The 17,387-nt window shown below is 72.2% G+C and carries 15 protein-coding genes; 6 read left to right on the top strand and 9 right to left on the bottom strand.

Going from position 1 to position 17,387, the window contains the following annotated elements:
• Nucleotides 1-18 precede the first annotated feature (18 nt).
• The 6 genes from AB0I72_RS26155 to AB0I72_RS26130 form a co-directional block, all read right to left on the bottom strand.
• On the bottom strand, nucleotides 19-927 hold the full coding sequence (locus AB0I72_RS26155) for an ABC transporter substrate-binding protein (protein ID WP_358573239.1): 909 nt from the start codon (nucleotides 925-927) through the stop codon (nucleotides 19-21).
• Nucleotides 928-955: 28 nt separating this feature from the next.
• The gene (locus tag AB0I72_RS26150; protein ID WP_358573237.1) at nucleotides 956-1,627 is read right to left on the bottom strand and encodes an ABC transporter permease; all 672 of its coding nucleotides are present in this window, start codon (nucleotides 1,625-1,627) and stop codon (nucleotides 956-958) included.
• Nucleotides 1,628-1,629: 2 nt separating this feature from the next.
• Nucleotides 1,630-2,388 (bottom strand): ABC transporter permease subunit, encoded by a 759-nt coding sequence (locus tag AB0I72_RS26145; protein WP_358573235.1) that lies wholly within the window; start codon nucleotides 2,386-2,388, stop codon nucleotides 1,630-1,632.
• Nucleotides 2,385-3,500 (bottom strand): ATP-binding cassette domain-containing protein, encoded by a 1,116-nt coding sequence (locus tag AB0I72_RS26140; protein ID WP_358573233.1) that lies wholly within the window; start codon nucleotides 3,498-3,500, stop codon nucleotides 2,385-2,387. Before AB0I72_RS26140 ends, AB0I72_RS26145 begins: the two co-directional genes overlap by 4 nt.
• Before the next feature lie 162 nt (nucleotides 3,501-3,662).
• The gene (locus AB0I72_RS26135; protein ID WP_358573231.1) at nucleotides 3,663-4,334 is read right to left on the bottom strand and encodes an HAD family hydrolase; all 672 of its coding nucleotides are present in this window, start codon (nucleotides 4,332-4,334) and stop codon (nucleotides 3,663-3,665) included.
• A 62-nt stretch (nucleotides 4,335-4,396) separates the two neighbouring features.
• Nucleotides 4,397-5,098: an NUDIX domain-containing protein gene (locus AB0I72_RS26130; protein ID WP_358573229.1), complete on the bottom strand. Its 702-nt coding sequence runs from the start codon at nucleotides 5,096-5,098 to the stop codon at nucleotides 4,397-4,399.
• Nucleotides 5,099-5,264: 166 nt separating this feature from the next.
• Here AB0I72_RS26130 and nadA point away from each other — a divergent pair, with 166 nt between their 5' ends.
• Both nadA and AB0I72_RS26120 read left to right on the top strand, forming a co-directional pair.
• On the top strand, nucleotides 5,265-6,263 hold the full coding sequence (nadA, locus tag AB0I72_RS26125) for a quinolinate synthase NadA (protein ID WP_358573227.1): 999 nt from the start codon (nucleotides 5,265-5,267) through the stop codon (nucleotides 6,261-6,263).
• Nucleotides 6,264-6,413: 150 nt separating this feature from the next.
• On the top strand, nucleotides 6,414-7,859 hold the full coding sequence (locus tag AB0I72_RS26120) for a sigma-70 family RNA polymerase sigma factor (protein ID WP_358573225.1): 1,446 nt from the start codon (nucleotides 6,414-6,416) through the stop codon (nucleotides 7,857-7,859).
• 58 nt (nucleotides 7,860-7,917) lie between these two features.
• On the opposite strand, the gene AB0I72_RS26115 is transcribed toward AB0I72_RS26120, so the two are convergent.
• Nucleotides 7,918-8,547 (bottom strand): TetR family transcriptional regulator, encoded by a 630-nt coding sequence (locus AB0I72_RS26115; RefSeq protein WP_358573223.1) that lies wholly within the window; start codon nucleotides 8,545-8,547, stop codon nucleotides 7,918-7,920.
• Between the two features lie 360 nt (nucleotides 8,548-8,907).
• On the opposite strand from AB0I72_RS26115, the gene AB0I72_RS26110 reads away from it, so the two are divergent.
• The 4 genes from AB0I72_RS26110 to AB0I72_RS26095 all read left to right on the top strand — a co-directional run bounded on the left by AB0I72_RS26110 (nucleotide 8,908) and on the right by AB0I72_RS26095 (nucleotide 13,205).
• Complete coding sequence (locus tag AB0I72_RS26110) at nucleotides 8,908-9,936, top strand: MBL fold metallo-hydrolase (protein WP_358573221.1); 1,029 nt, start codon at nucleotides 8,908-8,910, stop codon at nucleotides 9,934-9,936.
• Nucleotides 9,937-10,103: 167 nt separating this feature from the next.
• Nucleotides 10,104-11,444, top strand: a complete 1,341-nt coding sequence (locus tag AB0I72_RS26105) for a glycosyltransferase family 4 protein (RefSeq protein ID WP_358573219.1) — start codon at nucleotides 10,104-10,106, stop codon at nucleotides 11,442-11,444.
• A 10-nt stretch (nucleotides 11,445-11,454) separates the two neighbouring features.
• A complete protein-coding gene (locus AB0I72_RS26100) occupies nucleotides 11,455-12,165 on the top strand; it encodes a class I SAM-dependent methyltransferase (RefSeq protein ID WP_358573286.1) in 711 nt (236 codons plus the stop codon).
• Nucleotides 12,165-13,205, top strand: coding sequence for a prenyltransferase (locus tag AB0I72_RS26095; RefSeq protein ID WP_358573217.1), 1,041 nt, complete (start codon nucleotides 12,165-12,167; stop codon nucleotides 13,203-13,205). Before AB0I72_RS26100 ends, AB0I72_RS26095 begins: the two co-directional genes overlap by 1 nt.
• A gap of 68 nt (nucleotides 13,206-13,273) precedes the next feature.
• Here AB0I72_RS26095 and AB0I72_RS26090 read toward each other — a convergent pair whose 3' ends face one another.
• Both AB0I72_RS26090 and AB0I72_RS26085 read right to left on the bottom strand, forming a co-directional pair.
• On the bottom strand, nucleotides 13,274-16,252 hold the full coding sequence (locus tag AB0I72_RS26090) for a transglycosylase domain-containing protein (RefSeq protein WP_358573215.1): 2,979 nt from the start codon (nucleotides 16,250-16,252) through the stop codon (nucleotides 13,274-13,276).
• A 191-nt stretch (nucleotides 16,253-16,443) separates the two neighbouring features.
• Nucleotides 16,444-17,073 carry a class I SAM-dependent methyltransferase gene (locus AB0I72_RS26085; RefSeq protein ID WP_358573213.1) on the bottom strand — a complete coding sequence of 210 codons (630 nt, stop codon included), beginning with the start codon at nucleotides 17,071-17,073 and terminating at the stop codon, nucleotides 16,444-16,446.
• Nucleotides 17,074-17,387: the final 314 nt, after the last annotated feature.

Genomic DNA, 17,387 nt, shown 5'->3' with positions numbered 1-17,387 from the left:
CCCGTGAGACGGCTTCGGCTACCCGGCCAGGCCCTCCTCGGCCAGCCACTCCTGGGCGACGTCGGCCGCGTTCTCGTTGTCGATGATCACCCGCTCGTTGAGCGCGGTCAGCGACTCGGTGGTCAGGGCGGCGGACACCGCGTCGAGCGCCGCGCGCGCCTCCGGTCCGACCTGGTCGGAGTTGACCAGCGGCGTGACGTTCTGCGCGCCGAACAGGTTCTCCGGGTCCTCCAGCACGACGAACCCGTTCGCGGCGATCTGCGGGTCGGTGGTGAACAGGTTCGCGGCCCGCACGTCCCCGTCCAGCAGCGCCTGGGTCAGCAGGGCCACGTCCACGGACCGGAAGGACGCGAACTCCACGCCGTACACCTCGGCCAGCCCGACCACGCCCTGCTGGCGCGTCTCGAACTCCGGCGGCCCGCCGAGCACCATCTCCCCGGACACCTCGGCGAGGTCCGCCAGGCTGGTCAGGCCGTACTCGTCGGCGGTCTCCCGGGTGACGGTCACCGAGTCCTTGTTCTCGGCGGCCGAGGAGTCCAGGATCTCCAGCCCCTCGGGCAGCGCCTCCTCCAGCAGCGCGTCGGTCTCCTCGCTGGAGCCGCTGGGGGCGTCCTCGTCGAGGTAGGCGAGGATGGCGCCGTTGTACTCGGGGAAGACCGCCAGGTTGCCGGACTCGATCTGCGAGTAGTACACCTCCCGGCTGCCGATGCCCAGCTGGTACTCGACCTCGACCCCGGCGGCCTCCATGGCCCGTCCGTAGATCTCCGCCAGCAGCTGGCTCTCCGGGAAGTCGGCCGACCCGACCACGACGGCGCCGCTCCCGTCGCCCTCCCCGCCGGAGCCGCCCTCCTCGTAGGGGTCGCTCGCACCGCACGCGCTCAGCAGCAGCGCCAGCGGGAGCCCGACGAGGGCGATTCTGTTCCGCATGTCCCAACCTTCTCTCTCGGTGTGCGCGCTACGCCGTCTCGGCGCGCAGTCCGGGTGCGACGAGCAGCCTCCGCAACCCGGCGAACAGGAGCGTGGTGGCCACGGCCAGGGCCACCACGAGCACGGAACCGCCCAGCATCATCGTCAGGTCCTGGCGGGCCTGTCCGTCCACGATGTACCGGCCCAGGCCGCCCACGCCGACGTAGGCGGCGATGGTCGCGGTCGCCACCACCTGCACGGCGGCGGTGCGCACGCCGATGAGGATGAGCGGGGTGGCCACCGGGAGTTCGAGGCTCAGCAGCACCTCCCGGCCGCGCATGCCCATCCCCAGGGCGGCGTCCCTCAGCCGCGGCTCGACCCCGCGCACGCCCTCGTGGGTGTTGACCAGGATCGGCGGCACCGCCAGCGCCACCAGGGCGCACACCACCGGGACCAGGCCGATCCCCGCGAACAGCACGACCAGGAACAGCACGCCGATCGTGGGCAGGGCACGGGCGAAGTTGGCCAGGCTGGTGGTGGCGAAACCGCCCACGCCGGTGTGTCCGGTGAGCAGGCCCAACGGCACCGCGACGAGGCTGGACAGCACCAGCGCGAGCACCGAGTAGTACACGTGCTCGCCCAGCCGCGCCGGGATCCCGGCGTCGCCGGACCACTGGGCGGGGTCGGCGAACCACAGGTAGAGGTCGGTCAGGATCTCCATGGCTACCCCTTCTCCGCCGCGGCGGCCGCCCGGACGCGCCGGGTCCGCGTCCGGTCCCGGCGCGCCCACGGGGTGAGCCGGCGCTGCGCCAGGACGAGCAGGGCGTCGGTGACCAACGCGAGCGCGACCGTCAGCAGGATGCCGATGACGATGGGCGCGTCGAACTGGCGCCGGAACCCGTCGGTGAGGATCAGCTGCCCCAGACCGCCGAGCCCGACGAGGGAGGCGACGCTGACCATGCTGATGGTGGCCACCGAGGCCACCCGCAGCCCGGCGATGATCACCGGGACCGCCACCGGGGTCTCGACGAACACCAGGCGGCGCAGCGGGCCGAAGCCCATCGCCACGGCCGCCTGGCGCACGTGGTCGGGCACCTGCCGAAGCCCGTCGACGACGTTGGGCAGCAGGATGACCAGCGTGTACAGCGCCAGCGGGATGACCGCCGTCCAGTCGCTGAACCCGGTGTAGGGGAGCATGAGGAAGAACAGCGCGATCGAGGGCACGGCGTAGAGCACGTTCACGCCGGTCAGCACCGGCGGGTACAGGCGCCGCCACCGCGCGCACGCCAGGCCCAGGGGCAGGGCCAGCGCCAGTCCGATGCCGATGGACAGGTAGGACAGCCGCATGTGCTGGATCAGGCGCGGCTGGATGCCGCGGTCGGGGTCGCCCGGGTGGCTCCAGTTGTCCACCCCCCACCCGGCGACGCGCGTGACCCAGTCCCAGGCCGCGACCGACGCGTGCGCCGTCTCGGCCGCGCTCACTCGGCCACCGACCACAGCGCGGCGCCGAGGTCGTCCTGGGAGACCACGCCGACCACGCGCCCGTCGTCGTCCACGCCCACGGCCCGCCCCGCCGGGGAGAGCACCGCGGCGTCCAGGGCGGCGCGCAGCGAGTCGGCGCCGACGTTGAAGGTGTGCCCGTAGGGGGCTAGGTCGAGCCCGCCGAGCGGGACGCCCGAGGGCACCCGGGCGAGCTGGTCGGTGTCCACCCAGCCCAGGGGCATGCGTTCGGCGCTGACCACGAGCACCCAGGGGGTGCCGTGGCCCGCGGCGATCTCGCGCGCGTCCTCGGCCCGGGTCTGGTCGTCGAACACGGTGTCCTCGCGCGGGGACAGCGCGCGGGCGGAGAAGAAGGACAGCCGGCGCACGCCCCGGTCGTAGCCGATGAAGGACTCCACGAACGCGTCCACGGGCTCGGCGAGCAGACGTTCAGGCGCGTCGTACTGCGCGAGCACGCCGCCGGGCCGGAACACGGCGATGCGGTCGCCGAGCCGGACGGCCTCGTCGATGTCGTGCGTGACGAACACGATGGTCTTGTGCAGCTCCTGCTGGAGGCGCAGCAGCTCGTCCTGGAGGGTGGCCCGCACGACGGGGTCGACGGCGCTGAACGGCTCGTCCATGAGCAGGACGGGCGGGTCGGCGGCCAGGGCGCGGGCGACCCCCACGCGCTGCTGCTGTCCGCCGGAGAGCTGGTGGGGGTAGCGCCGCGCCTGGGACGGTTCGAGGCCGACGAGCTCCATCAGCTCGGCGGCGCGCGCCCGTGCCCTGGCCCTGCGCCAGCCCAGGAGGAGGGGAACGGTGGCGATGTTGTCCAGGACGGTGCGGTGCGGGAACAGGCCCGCCTGCTGGATGACGTAGCCGATCGACCGGCGCAGCACGGCGGGGTCCTGGTCGCGGACGTCCCTTCCGTCGACGCGGACGGTGCCGCCGGTGGGTTCGACCATCCGGTTGATCATCCGCAGCGACGTGGTCTTGCCGCTGCCGGACGGGCCGACGAAGACGGTGGTCGCTCCGGCCTCGACGGTCAGGTCCAGGTCCGCGACGGCGACGGTGCCGTCCGGGTAGTGCTTGCTGGCGCCCTCGAACGTGATCATCGGCCGGGCTGCCTCCATTCGGGGGCGGACGGTGGTGGGAGGCGTGCGCAGAATGGCACGCTACCCAGGCGAAGGTAGACCAAACGGGTGACACGCCGGACCAAGGCGGACACGTGTACGACGTGAGATGTCCGACGCCGCGCACGGGAATGCCCCGGCCCCTCAGACCTGGGCGGCGATCCAGGCGGTGAGTTGGTGGAGGTCGTCCACGACCGCGTCGGCCCGGCCCGCGTCCGGGTCGACGGCGTGCCGGTAGCCGTACAGGCCGCGACGGAGCAGGGCGGCGCGCATCCCGGCGGCGCGGGCGGGCAGGACGTCGTTGTCGACGCGGTCCCCGACGTAGAGGATCTCGCCCGCGGTGATCCCCGGACGGGCGGTGCCGGCGAGCGTGAGGACGCGGTCGAAGAAGGCGGCGTCGGGCTTGCTCACACCCCAGTCGTCGGAGATGCCGATGCCGTCCACGCCCAGGTCCATGGCGGCCAGCGCCGGTCCGGCCTCGGGGGGCTGGTTCCCGGCGATCACCAGGGAGAGCCCCGCCTCGCGCATGGCGGCGAAGGCGGGACGCACGTCGGGGTACAGGTCCTTCTCGCCGAAGTGCTCGCGCTCGCCGTGGGGGTCCTCGGAGCGCCAGCGCGCGCTCTCCGTCGCGAGGTCGAACCCGGGCACGACGAGCCGGAACGCGTCGGTGAGGGTGCCGCCGGAGGCGATGACACCGCCGATGGTGCCGAAGAACGCCATGTGCGGGACTCCGAGGCGGTCGGCCCAGCGCGCGAAGATCCGCGTCTCGTCGACCAGCGTCTCTCCGACGTCGAACACCACAGTACGAATTGCCACGATGAGGGAGTGTACAAGGCGTGCCCGGGTGCGTCCGGGCGGCGTCGGGGGGCCGTCCGCCGTCAGCCGCGTTCGGGCGGCCGCAGCACCGCGAAGGCGTCGGTGATCTCCAACTCCCGGGCCCGGAAGCGGAACAGAGCGGCGGGGCGCCCGCCGGAGCGGCCGGAGGGCACCGAGCGGCCGGTCTCCTCGATCTGGCCGCGGCGCAGCAGGACCCGGCGCAGGTTGGTGGCGGCCACGTCGTAACCGAGGGCCGCGCGGTAGTAGCCGGACAGCTCCGACATCGTGAACTCGGGCGGCGCCAGGGCGAAGCCGACGTTCGTGTAGCCCAGCTTGGCGCGCAGCCGCAGCCGCCCGGAACGGACGATGGCGGCGTGGTCGAAGGCCATCGTCGGCAGGTCGGCGGCCGGGTGCCAGCCGGTGTCGTCGGGCACGACGGGGTCGATGTGGGCGGGCACCAGGCCCAGGTAGGCGGTGGCGAGCGTGCGGCGGTCGGGGTGGCGCTCGGGGTCGCTGCGGGTCTCCAGCTGTTCGAGGTGGGCCAGGTCCCGCACGTCCACCTTCTGCGCGAGCTGGCGCCGGATGGAGGCGCCCAGGCTCTCGCCCGGCCCCAGCCTGCCGCCGGGCAGGGACCACTCCCCCGCGCACGGCGGCAGTGCCCGCCGCCACAGAAGGACGCACAGCTCCCCTGCGCGAATCTGGAGGACGACGGCCAGCGCCTCGTGTGCCGCGAGGGGCTGGGCCCCACCCGCACCATGCGTCATGGCCTGTCCGTTTACCTGAGGGATGTCCACCCCGTCCCTTCCGTTCCACGCCATGTTAAGCTGAACCAGGTTTGTGCCTGACAGGCTAAAACCTGTCCACCAGCACCGGCCACCACCGGCACGGAGCCCGTACGACGTGCCCACAGCCTCAAGGAAGTAGTACGACATGGCACCGGTCACCGCCACGGCGGACACCATGACCAGGCAGGAATGGGCCGCCGAGGTCCGCCGCCTGGCGGACGAGCGCGACGCCGTCATCCTCGCGCACAACTACCAGCGCCCGGAAATCCAGGACGTGGCCCACCACACCGGCGACTCCCTGGCCCTCTCCCGCCTGGCCGCGAGCGTCGACGCCAGCACCATCGTCTTCTGTGGCGTGCACTTCATGGCCGAGACCGCGAAGATCCTCGCCCCCGAGAAGACGATCCTGCTCCCCGACCCCAACGCCGGGTGCTCCCTCGCCGACACCATCACCGCCGAGGACGTGCGCGCCTGGAAGGCCGAGCACCCCGGCGCGGTCGTCGTCGCCTACGTCAACACGACCGCGGCGGTCAAGGCCGAGACCGACATCTGCTGCACCTCGTCCAACGCCGCGGACGTCATCCGGTCCATCCCCGAGGACCAGGAGATCCTCTTCCTCCCCGACCAGTTCCTGGGCGCCCACGTCAAGCGCGTCACCGGCCGGGACAACATCCACGTGTGGATGGGCGAGTGCCACGTGCACGCCGGGATCGACGGCCACACCCTGCGCGAGCGGGTCGCCGCCGAACCCGACGCCGAGGTCTACGTCCACCCCGAGTGCGGCTGCGCCACCTCCGCCCTCTACCTCGTGGGCAGCGGCGCCGTCCCCGAGGACCGCGTCAAGGTGCTCTCCACCGGCGGCATGCTCACCGCCGCCGAGAACACCACCGCCGCGAAGGTGCTCATCGCCACCGAGACCGGCATGCTGCACCAGCTGCGCAACGCCAACGCGACCACCCGGTTCGAGCCGGTCAACGCGCGCGCCGAGTGCCACTACATGAAGATGATCGACGCCGACAAGCTGCTCGACTCGCTGCGCCACGGCACGACCGAGATCACCGTCGACGCCGACACCTCCGCGCGCGCCCGCCGCTCGGTCGAGCGGATGATCGCCATCGGCTCCCCGTCGCGCGGCGGCGAGTAGCCCTCCGGGCCCGACGGCGCCGACCCGACCACGCGTCGGGTCGGCGCCGCCCGTGATAACAGAACCCTCACCTTCGCGGCCAACGTCACCGAAACGCCCGCGCCAGACGCCGGCCCCCGCTACCGTCACGGGTGGAGCGGGGGGAGAATCGTGACCAGAAGCACAGAAAGCGACGAACCGACCCCGGAGGCGGTCGAGCGGCTCTACGACGCCTTCGCACCGGCCCTGTACCGGTACGCCTGGTCCCTGCTGGGCGGCGGGGCCGATCCTCGCCACGCCACCGACCCGACACGGGAACCCGCCGACCGGGGCGCCGCCGACCGCGTCGCCGAGGCCGTCCACGACGGACTGGTGGCCGGGGTGGTCCTGTCCGCCGAACTCGCCGACGACGGCGATCGGGGCTCCTGGCTCTACGCCCTGGTCCGCTCGGCCTGCCAACGCCGCGGTTTCGCCCTCACCTGCCCCTACGCCCGGCTGGCGACCGTCCCCGCCGAGGAGCCCGTGGCCCGGATGTTCTCCCGGCTACCGTCCAGCCACCGCGAACTGGTCGAACTCAACCTGCGCCACGCGCTGCCGGTCTCCGCGATCGCCCGGATCCTGGGCCTGGACACCCAACTGTGCGCGGAACTGTCCCGCTCCGCGATCCGCCGCGCCGCCGACGGCCTGGCCGACCTCGACGAGGACGGCGCCGACGCCCACGGGTCCCCCGCCGCCGCGTGGCGCACCCGCGTCCAGGAGGTCTCCTTCGCCCTGGCCCTGCTCCGCCCGCCGGGGCCGCCGCCCGGCCTGCGCGACCTGGTCGTGCGCACCTGCGTGGACCCCGACCGCGCCCAGGCGCGCGAGCGGATCGCCGCCGCGGCGCGCCCGCTCACCAGCGACGGCTATCCGGTGCACCGCGCGCGCCTCGGCGGCTCCACCGAGGAACCCGAGCCGGAGCCCTCCGCGCCCGCGGTCGAACCACTGCCCCGCGCGCTGCCACGGGACCGGGTGACCACCCGCGACCACCCCGTGCGCACCGAGCCGACCACCCCGCTTCCCGGACCGCGTGCCGCCCCCGCGGACGACAGCGCCGACGGTCCCTCCCCCCGGCGCTGGCCGCTGCCCGCCGTCTCCGGGGTGGTCACCGTGGTGCTGGCGGTCGCCCTGTGGTGGTGGGCCAGCGCCCTCGGCGCGCCCTCCACGATCATCGGCACCGACACGCGCGAGGCCGAACGCAGCCCCATGACCCAGGACGCGGAGACGGCCGCCACCGCCCCGGACGGCAGACCGGCGGCCGAGGCGGCCGGACAGGACGCCGACCAGCCGCAGACCCCCCGCACCGAACACCGCCAGGGACAGGACGCCCAGCCCTCCGAGCACGCGCCGCAGGAGTCGGCCGGGGGACACGGTGAGCAGAGTGAGCACGCAGCGGACGCTCCGCCGCCGACGCCCTCCGTCTCGCCCACGGACGCGCCGAGCTCCCCCACGCCGGACGACGGGACGGGCGCGGACGGCTCCCAGGGCGAGGAGGAGGACGCGGCCGCCGACCCCGAGGACGAGGGGGCCGGGGGCGGTTTCCTCGATGGTCTGCTGGGCTTCCTCTTCGGCGACGGCTGAGCCGCGCCGGGCGCGCGGAGGTTTCGGGCGCCCCGGACGCACCGCCGGGCGCTCGGGCTCAGAAGGAGGCGAGCAGGTGCTCGGCGGCGGTGTGCAGGCGCCGCTCGACCTCGTCGACGTCCCGACGGCCCTTGAGGATCTCCACCAGCTCGAAGATCCACACGCTCGTCAGCGAACCGACCAGGACGTACCCGGCGTCGTCGCGGTCGACGTCCGCCCCGGTGTCACCGTCCTCGGCCCCGCCGGGCGCGACACCCTCCAGGTGGTCCGTGGCCACCCGCCACACCAGGTCGGAGATGCGCGTGTCGAGTTCGACCTTGACCTCGGCCATGATGAGCGAGCGGACGAGCGCGTCGGCCAGCTCGGGCTCGCGCATCAGCCCCCGGGTGGCGCGCAGCAGGACGTCGACCGCGCGGCCGGCGGGGGTCTCCGCGGTGGGCGGACGGCGGACGATGCCGCCCTCCAACAGGTCGAGCTCCTCGGTGACCACCGCGACGACGAGGTCCATCTTGGAGGGGAAGTACCGGTAGAGCGTGCCGAGGGCGACCCCGGCGCGCTCGGCCACCGAGCGCATCTGCATGGCGTCCACGCCGCCCCGCACGGCCAGGGCCGCCGCGGTCTGCACGATGCGCTTGCGGCGCTGGGTCTGACTTCGCGACAAGGTTCCGGTCGGCGCCTGCACCGCCACAGGGTTCTCCCATTCGTCATCGGTCCGCGCGCCGCCCACTCGCCGCGGTCCCGAGAGCCGTTCGTCCGAGCCGGCGCCCACCGGGGCTCCGGCCGAGAACACGTTATCCAAAGATTTCCCGCCCGCGCAGCGCTTCGAACCCATGATCCTCGCCTCATTGCCCGACGTGGCGGTAGCAATACGAGGACATGGGCATGGTTTTCGGATCGCCAGACCGCATTTGTAGAATATGTTCTATTTTGCCGCCGGGCCACGCCGCCGAGCCCGCCTCCCGAGCCTGGGGCACCCCCGCCGCCGACCCGGCCGACACCGCCCGCCCTAGAATCGAACCCGATTCGGTTTCTAGCGAAGAGGTCGACCATGAACGACGTCCCCCCGGTCGAGGACCTCGGCAACGGCGTGTGGAGCCTGCCGGTCCCCATCCCCCACAGCCCCCTCGGCGCCACCCTCGTCTACCTCGTGGAAGGCGACGCGGGCCCCGTCCTCGTCGACACCGGCTGGAACCACGACGACTCCTGGGACGGGCTCGTCCAGGGGATCAAACAGACCGGACACACCGTCGAGGACGTCCGCGGCGCCGTCCTGACCCACTTCCACCCCGACCACTCCGGACTCGCCGCCCGACTGCGCGTGGCCTCCGACGCCTGGGTCGCGATGCACCCCGCCGACATCGCCGTCACCGAACAGCTCGCCTCCGCCAGCCCGCCCCACCGCGCCGACCTCGTCGCCGCGCAGTTCCGCGCCGCCGGATTCCCCGACGAGGACGTCGAGGCCTTCCTCGCCGCCCCCCACGTCATCGCCCCCTCCGCCGTCCCCGACACCGCCCTGGACGACGGCGCCACCGTCGATCTGCCCGGCCGGGACCTGCGCGTCCTGTGGACCCCCGGCCACACGCCCGGACACCTGTGCCTACGCCTGGCCGACGGCGACGTCCTCTTCACCGGCGACCACGTCCTGCCCGGCATCACCCCGCACGTGGGCCAGTTCCCCCTCCACGCCCCCACCGGGGACCCGCTCGGCGCCTTCCTCGCCTCCCAGAAAGCGGTCGGGGCCCTCCCCGACGCCGACCGCCTGCTGTGCCTTCCCTCACACGAGACCCGCTTCACCGGACTGGCCGACCGCACCGCGCGCATCGTCGCCCACCACGAGGAGCGCCTCGACGCGATGGCCGCCCTCCTCGACGCGGGCCCCGCCACCCTGTGGGAACTCACCTCGCGCCTGCGCTGGAAGCGGCCCTGGGCGGACATGCGCCTCCTGGCCCGCCACATGGCCGCCTCCGAGACCGCCGCGCACCTGCGCACCCTGGAGGAACGCGGCCGCGCCGCCCGGACCGGCCCCGACGACCAGCCCCGATGGGTCGCCGTCACCGACCACGCAAGCCGCGCATAGGATCCCTTACCAACCAGCCCGACGCCGATCCGCACAAAACTCCCGAGTAACATATGGGACGCCTGTTCACCGGCGAACACGCGCGCCCCCACCGGGACGCCCACCGTCCGCGGCTGTCCGACGGCGCGGCGGCGACCGGGCCCGCGACCCAACGAAGAGGTGGACTCTTGACCCAGTCGGGCACCAGCACGGGACCGAGCCCGCACCCGTCCGGCGACCGCCCCCTCCGCGTCGCGCTGCTGTCCTACCGCAGCAAGGAGCACTGCGGCGGCCAGGGCGTCTACGTGCGCCACCTGTCACGCGAGCTGGCCGCCCTCGGACACGAGGTGACCGTGTTCTCCGGCCAGCCCTACCCCGTTCTGGACGAGGGCGTCACCCTGGAGCCGGTCCCCTCCCTCGACCTCTACAACGACGCCAACCCGTTCGTCGCACCGCCCGTGCGCGAGTGGCGCGACTGGATCGACGTCCTCGAGGTCGCCACCATGTGGACCGCGGGCTTCCCCGAACCGCTCACCTTCTCCCTGCGCGCCAACCGCGAACTGCGCCGACGACTGGCCGACTTCGACGTCGTCCACGACAACCAGACCCTCGGCTGGGGACTGCTCGGCATCAAGGCCGCCGGACTCCCCCTGGTCACCACCATCCACCATCCCATCAGCGTCGACCGCCGGATCGAACTCGCCGAGGCGCGCGGACTCCAGAAGCTCTCCAAGCGCCGCTGGTACGGGTTCGTCGCCATGCAGGCCAGGGTGGCGCGCAGGCTCGACCCGATCCTCGTCCCCTCCCGCTCCTCCGCCGACGACATCGCGCGCGAGTTCGGCGTCGACCCGGCGGCCATGGAGGTCACACCGCTCGGTGTGGACACCCGCTACTTCCACCCGCGCCCCGACACCGAGCGCGTGCCCGGCCGGATCGTGTGCACCGCCAGCGCCGACAGCCCCCTCAAGGGCGTGGCCACCCTCCTGCGCGCCGCCGCCAAGCTCGCCACCGAACGCGACGTGCGACTGACCATCGTCAGCAAGCCCAAGCCCGGAGGCCCCACCGACCGCCTCGTCGACGAGCTGAGCCTGCGCGACCGCGTCGAGTTCGTCAGCGGCATCGACGACACCGCCCTCGCCGAACTCATCGCCAGCGCACAGGTGGCCGTCGTCCCCTCCTTCTACGAGGGCTTCTCCCTGCCCGCCGTCGAGGCCATGGCCTGCGCCACCCCCCTGGTCGCCAGCCGGGCCGGAGCCCTGCCCGAGGTCGTCGGCACCGACGGCGACGCCGGACGGCTCGTCGCCGCGGGCGACCCCGAGGTCCTGGCGAGCGAACTCGCCGCCCTCCTGGACGACGCCGGGGAACGCGCCCGCATGGGCGCCGCCGCCTGGCGCCGCGTCCAGGAACGGTTCACGTGGCGGGCCGTCGCCGAGCTCACGGCCCAGCGCTACGCCTCCACCATCGACGCCGTCAGGGGTTCTGGCCAGGGACCCGCGCGCACCACGCCTGACCGCGCATCACACCTGTAGGGAGCCTCCACTGATCACCGTCGACTTCAACCTGTTCCCCGTCGGCCCGGGCCAGCGCGTGCTCGACCTGGGCTGCGGCGGCGGCCGCCACGCCTTCGAGATCTACCGGCGCGGCGCCGACGTCGTCGCCTTCGACCAGAACGTCAGTGACCTGGCCGAGGTCGAGACGATGTTCGCCGCCATGCGGGCCGAGGGCGAGGCGCCCGAGGAGGCCACCGCGGAGACGGTCAAGGGCGACGCCCTCGACATGCCCTTCGACGACGCCAGCTTCGACCGGGTCGTGGCCGCCGAGATCTTCGAGCACATCCCCCACGACACGGCCGCGATGAAGGAGCTCTTCCGGGTCCTGCGACCGGGCGGGATCGCCGCGGTCACCGTGCCGAGCTTCCTGCCCGAGCGGCTGTGCTGGGCTCTCTCGGAGGAGTACCACACCAACGAGGGCGGCCACATCCGCATCTACACCCGCGCCGAACTGGAGGCCAAGCTCAAGGCCACCGGATTCGAGATCGGCCCGCACCACCACGCGCACGCCCTGCACTCGCCCTACTGGTGGATCAAGTGCGCGGTGGGCACGTCCAACGACGACCACCCGGCGGCCAGGGCCTACCACGACCTCCTGGTGTGGGACATGCTCCAGGCCCCGAAGGTGACCCGCGTCGCCGAGCGTCTGCTCAACCCGGTCATCGGCAAGAGCGTCGTCGTGTACGTGCGCAAGCCGTGATGGCCGCCGCACCCGCCCTGCCCGAGGTCCTCACCGCCGACCAGCTCCTGCGCTCGGCCGCCTATCTGGCGCGCGCGCAGGAGCCGAGCGGAGCGATCCCCTGGTTCCCCGGCGGCCACACCGACGTGTGGGACCACGTCGAGTGCGCCATGGCCCTGACCGTGACCGGGCGGACCGTGCCCGAGCACGCCGAGGCGGCCCGCCGCGCCTACCTGTGGCTGGCGGACAGCCGCCACCCGGACGGCGGATGGGCCGCCAAGTTCCGCCAGGGCACGCCCGTCACCGCCCTGCGCGAGGCCAACCACGCCGCCTACCCGGCGGTCGGCCTCCTGCACCACCTCCTGGTCACCGGGGACGCGGAGTTCGCCGAGCGCACCTGGCCGGTGGTGGAGAGCGGGCTGGAGTTCGTCCTGAACCTGCGCGGCGACCACGGGGAGATCATGTGGGCGCGTTCGGAGGACGGCTCCCCGGGCGACCACGCACTGCTCACGGTGTGTTCGAGCGTCCACCACGCCCTGCGCTGCGGCGCCGCCCTGGGCGGCCGGCTGGGGCGCGAGCGCCCGGGGTGGGAGGCGGCCGCCGACCGGCTGGAGACGCTCATCAACGACCACGAGGACCTGTTCGCGGACCGGAGCCGGTTCTCGATGGACTGGTTCTACCCGATCCTCAGCGGCGCCGTGCGCGGAGTGGCCGCCAAGGAACGCCTCCAGCAGCGGTGGGACCGGTTCGTCGTCCCCGGTCTCGGGGTGCGGTGCGTGAGCGACCAGCCGTGGGTGACCGCCGCGGAGTCCTCCGAACTGGTCCTGGCCCTGGCGGCCATGGGCGAGCGCGAGGCCGGGACGCGCGTCCTCGCGGACGTGCAGCACCTGCGGGACGCTGAGGACGGCGCCTACTGGACCGGCTACCAGTTCGCCGAGGACGTGCGCTGGCCCGTGGAGCGCAGCACGTGGACGTCGGCGGCGGTGATCCTCGCGGTGGACGCCCTGACCGGCGCCACCGACGGGTCCCGCGTCTTCCTGCACACCTGGGACGACGCCTAGGGACGCGCCCCGCGATCCCCGACACGCGCGAGGCCCCGCACCGCCGTCGTGGCGGTACGGGGCCGCACCTATTCCTCCTCGCCGCGGCCCGGCGGGAAGATCGGACCGCCCGGGTCCTCCGGTTCACCGGGGTCACCGGTGCCGGGGTCACCCGGCTCCTCCGGTTCACCCGGGAACCCCGGATCCGGCTCGATCGGAATCTCCGGGATCTCCGGAACCTCCGGAATCTCCGGCACCTCCGGGGTGGTCGGCGTGTCCTCGACCGGCGCTTCGGGGGCCTCAGGCGTCACCTGGGGCGCCCAGTACTCGTTGTCCCCGCCGAAGGCCGGGTCCGGGAAGGACGCGGGCTCGTAGTTCTCCATCACCGCCGTCATGTAGCTGTTCCAGATCTGCGACGGCAGACCCGTGCTGGAGATGTTCTGTCCGGGGATGGTGAAACCGCGGTTGGCGTCGTTGTACACCCCGACGGCCGTCGACAGCTGAGGTGTGTACCCCACGAACCAGGACGCGGCGGTGCCACCGTTGACCTCGTCCCTGACGGTCCCCGTCTTACCCGCGACGGGGTGGTCCGGGTCCCACAGGTTCGCGTTCCGGCCGGTCCCGTTGTTGGCCACACTCTCCAGGACGTAGGTGAGGTCCGCGGCGGTGGACTCGGAGAGGGCCCGGTTGCTCTCCACCTCCGGCCGTTCGTTCTCACCCTCGCGGTTGACGATCTCCCGGACCACGTGCGCCTCGACGTGCGTCCCGCCGTTGGCGAAGGTCGCGTACCCGCTGGCCTGGTCAACCGGCCGGACGCTGCTCGGCCCCAGCGCCATGACCGGGACGAGCTGGTTGTCGAGGATGCTGCCCTCCGGCAGGCCCGCGGCGTAGGCGGTGTCGCGGATCTCCTCGAAACCCACCTCCTGGGCGAGGTTGATGTACCCGAGGTTGTTGGAGACCTCGGTCGCCTGGCGGAGCGTCATGATGCCGCCGGGAGAGTTGCCCGCGTTCTGGATCGAGGCGCCGTTGATGTTCTGGGGCCCGCGCCCGTCCACGGTGGAGTCGAAACTGTAGCCCTGCTCCAGCGCGGTGGCCAGCACGTACGGCTTGAACGCCGACCCTGCCTGCGCCGTGCCCAGGAACGAGCTGTCGTACTGGTTGGCGTTGTAGTCGTGCCCGCCGAAGAAGGCCAGGACCTCGCCGGTCGCCGGGTCCACGGTGCTCAGACCGATGTTGATGCCCTCGGGGAGTTCCTCCTGCGACACCTTCTCGTCGACGGCCGTGTAGGCGGCCTCCATCATGTCCTGGTCGAACGTGGTGACGATCCGGTAGCCCTGCCGGTTGACCATGTCCTCGGTGTAGCCGAGCCGTTCGAGCTCGCTCATCGTCTCCTGGAACATGTAGCCCCGGTAGCCGCTGAGATCGGTGGTCCGACGCTCCGGCTCGGGGGCCGGGAACTCCATCTCGTCGGCCTCGGTCTGGGTGATCGCCCCGGTGGTGACCATGCCGTCGACGACGTACTGCCAGCGCTGCTCCATCTCGGGCGTGGTCTCCACGTCGGCCTGGCCGAAGGGGGTCGGCTGCTGGATGGCGGCGGCCAGGAAGGCGGCCTCCTCCGGCGTGATCTCGTCGACGTCCTTGTGGTAGTAGGCCTCCGCCGCGGCCTGGATCCCGTACGCCTGGCGGCCGAAGTAGATGGTGTTGAGATACTGCTGCATCACCCACTCCTTCGTCTCGCTCTGGTCGATCTTGATGGCGATGATGATCTCTTGGATCTTCCGCGCGATCGTCCTGTCGTTGGAGACGCCCTCGAAGTAGTTGCGCACCATCTGCTGGGTGACGGTGGAACCGCCCTGGACCTGCTGGCCGGTGACGGTCGACCAGACCGCACGCGTGGTACCGCGCAGGGAGACGCCCGGCTCGGTCCAAAAGCCCCGGTCCTCAGCCGAGATGACGGCCTCGACGACGTGGTCGCCGCCCGCGGTCATCTCGTCGTAGGAGATGATCTCCCGGGCGACGCCGCGCTCGGCGAACACGGTCTCACCGTCGGAGAAGTAGAAGGTCGAACCCTCGTCGACGGCGTCGGCCTGGGCCGCGTCGGGGACTTCCACCGTGGTGTAGAAGTAGGCGAACACGCCGCATCCGGCGATGATGCCGACCCCGATCAGCACGAGGCAGACACGGAGGATCCGCCACCACAGCGGAGCCTTCCCGCCCTTCTTCTTCCCCTTCCCGGCCGCCTTGGCCTTGTTCTTCGTGGCGACGGCACCGGCGGCCGCCTCGGCGGCCGGTGCCTGCTCGTCCGTCTGCCCCGGGTCCTGGTTCGGGGCCCCGGACTCGGCCTGGCCCGGCGCCTCATCTCCCGCCCCGCTCGGGGGCGGAAAGGCCATGGTCGACATCCGCTGGGGGGACGGCCACATCGACTCGTCCGCCTCCACCGGCTGGAGGGGGCGCGTCGACGGCTCGGCCTCGGACGCGGATTCGGACTCGGACGCGGCCTCGTCGGAGGACGGGGGCTCTTCGGAGGACGGGGGCTCTTCGGAGGACGGGGGCTCCTCCGGGGACGACGCGTCGCTGTCGGGGTGCGCGGCCTCCGCGGGGGACGACGGGGACTCCGCGCGCGCCTCGCCGGTGGCGACGACGCCGACGGCGGTGCTCTCGGTCTCGTCGGACGTCGGCGCGTCGGCCGCGTCGCTGCCGTTCGTCTCGGAGGACGGCGCGTCCTCCCCGTCGGAGGGGTCCGAGGGGTCGGGGTCGACGTCGTCTCCGGAGGGTCCGAAGCCCTGGTCCTGGAGGGTCTGGGCGACGCGCTCACGTAGGAAGGACCCGCTGGTCTTGAAGACCCCGGGGTCGTGCTCGGGTTCGGCCTCGGGTTCCGCTACGTCCGCGGAGGGTTGGTCCTCCCCGGTAGCGGGTACGCCGCTCTCCGAGGTCGTCTCGCTGGACAGCTCTTCGGCAGAGGTGTTCGTCTCCGGCGTGTCGGTCTCAGGACGCTGTCCATCCGCCCCGCCCTCGCCGTGTGTGCTCTCGCTCAGTTCCCCGCCCCCATGGCAAATCACGTCCGGCACGGTGCCGTCCTGTATTTGACGCGCCTGTGCCCCGGATCGGTTCGGTAAGAATCGGACTGATGCGGTGGCTCGGGGAATAAAGCCACGTTCGCTCAACCCTCTCCCACACGATACCGGGGCGTAACAGCGCGACCGTCGGTCAGCCGCCCAGGGCCGAAGTTCTTACCGAAGGCTTAAGGTTCGACGGCGTGTCACGACGTGCGTTCGAGGACCCGCATGGAACCGATCACACGCACCTCCGTGAACCTGCCTGACTCGAGGGCACGGCAGTAGATGTTGTAGGGGGGTCGGCCGCCGTCCGCGGGGTCGGGGAAGACGTCGTGGATCACGAGCGCCCCGCCCGGAGCGACGTGCGGGCTCCAGGACGCGTAGTCGGTCTGGGCCGCCTCCTCGCTGTGGCCGCCGTCGATGAAGAGCATCCCGAGCGGGGCGCCCCACACGGCGGCGACGTCGGCCGAGCGGCCGACGAGTGCGATGACCTCGTCGTCGAGCCCGGCCTGGGTGATCGTGCGCCGGAAGTGCGGAAGGGTGTCGAATCTCCCCGTGACCTCGTCCACGAGAGTGGTGTCGTGGTACTCCCAGCCCACCTGGTGCTCCTCGGATCCCCGGTGGTGGTCCACGGTGTGGATCCGCCCACCCGTCTGGCGAGCCGCGGCGCCGAGGAAGACGGTGGACTTTCCGCAGTAGGTACCGATCTCCACGATCGGGCCGAGGTGGGCATAGGCGAGCGCGGTCTCGTAGAGCGCGGTGCCTTCGTCGGTGGGCATGAACCCCTTGGCCGCCTCAGCGGCCGCCAGGAGCTCGGCGGGAATGGTCGTCATGGCTCGATTCTCCCAGGCCCGGAGCGGACATCCCCTCCCGGGCCTCCGGTTGTCCACAACCCACCCACACGGGGTAGCACACCACCCCACACCCACGATTACATAGAAAACGGGGGGACCCCACCCACCCCCCACACCACCATGCCCGCACACAAAAAAGGGGGCACCCCACCCGGGCACCCCCCAACACAACAAAAAAGAAGGGGCCGCCCCAACAGGCGACCCCCTCCAAGAAAAACCGTGGCAGCGACCTACTCTCCCACCCCACCACAGGGCAGTACCATCAGCGCAAAGGGACTTAACGACCGGGTTCG

It is taken from the genome of Nocardiopsis sp. NPDC049922, assembly GCF_040660275.1.
In the GTDB taxonomy this organism is placed as follows: Bacteria; Actinomycetota; Actinomycetes; order Streptosporangiales; family Streptosporangiaceae; genus Nocardiopsis.
This window is presented reverse-complemented; position numbering and strand designations above follow the sequence as displayed.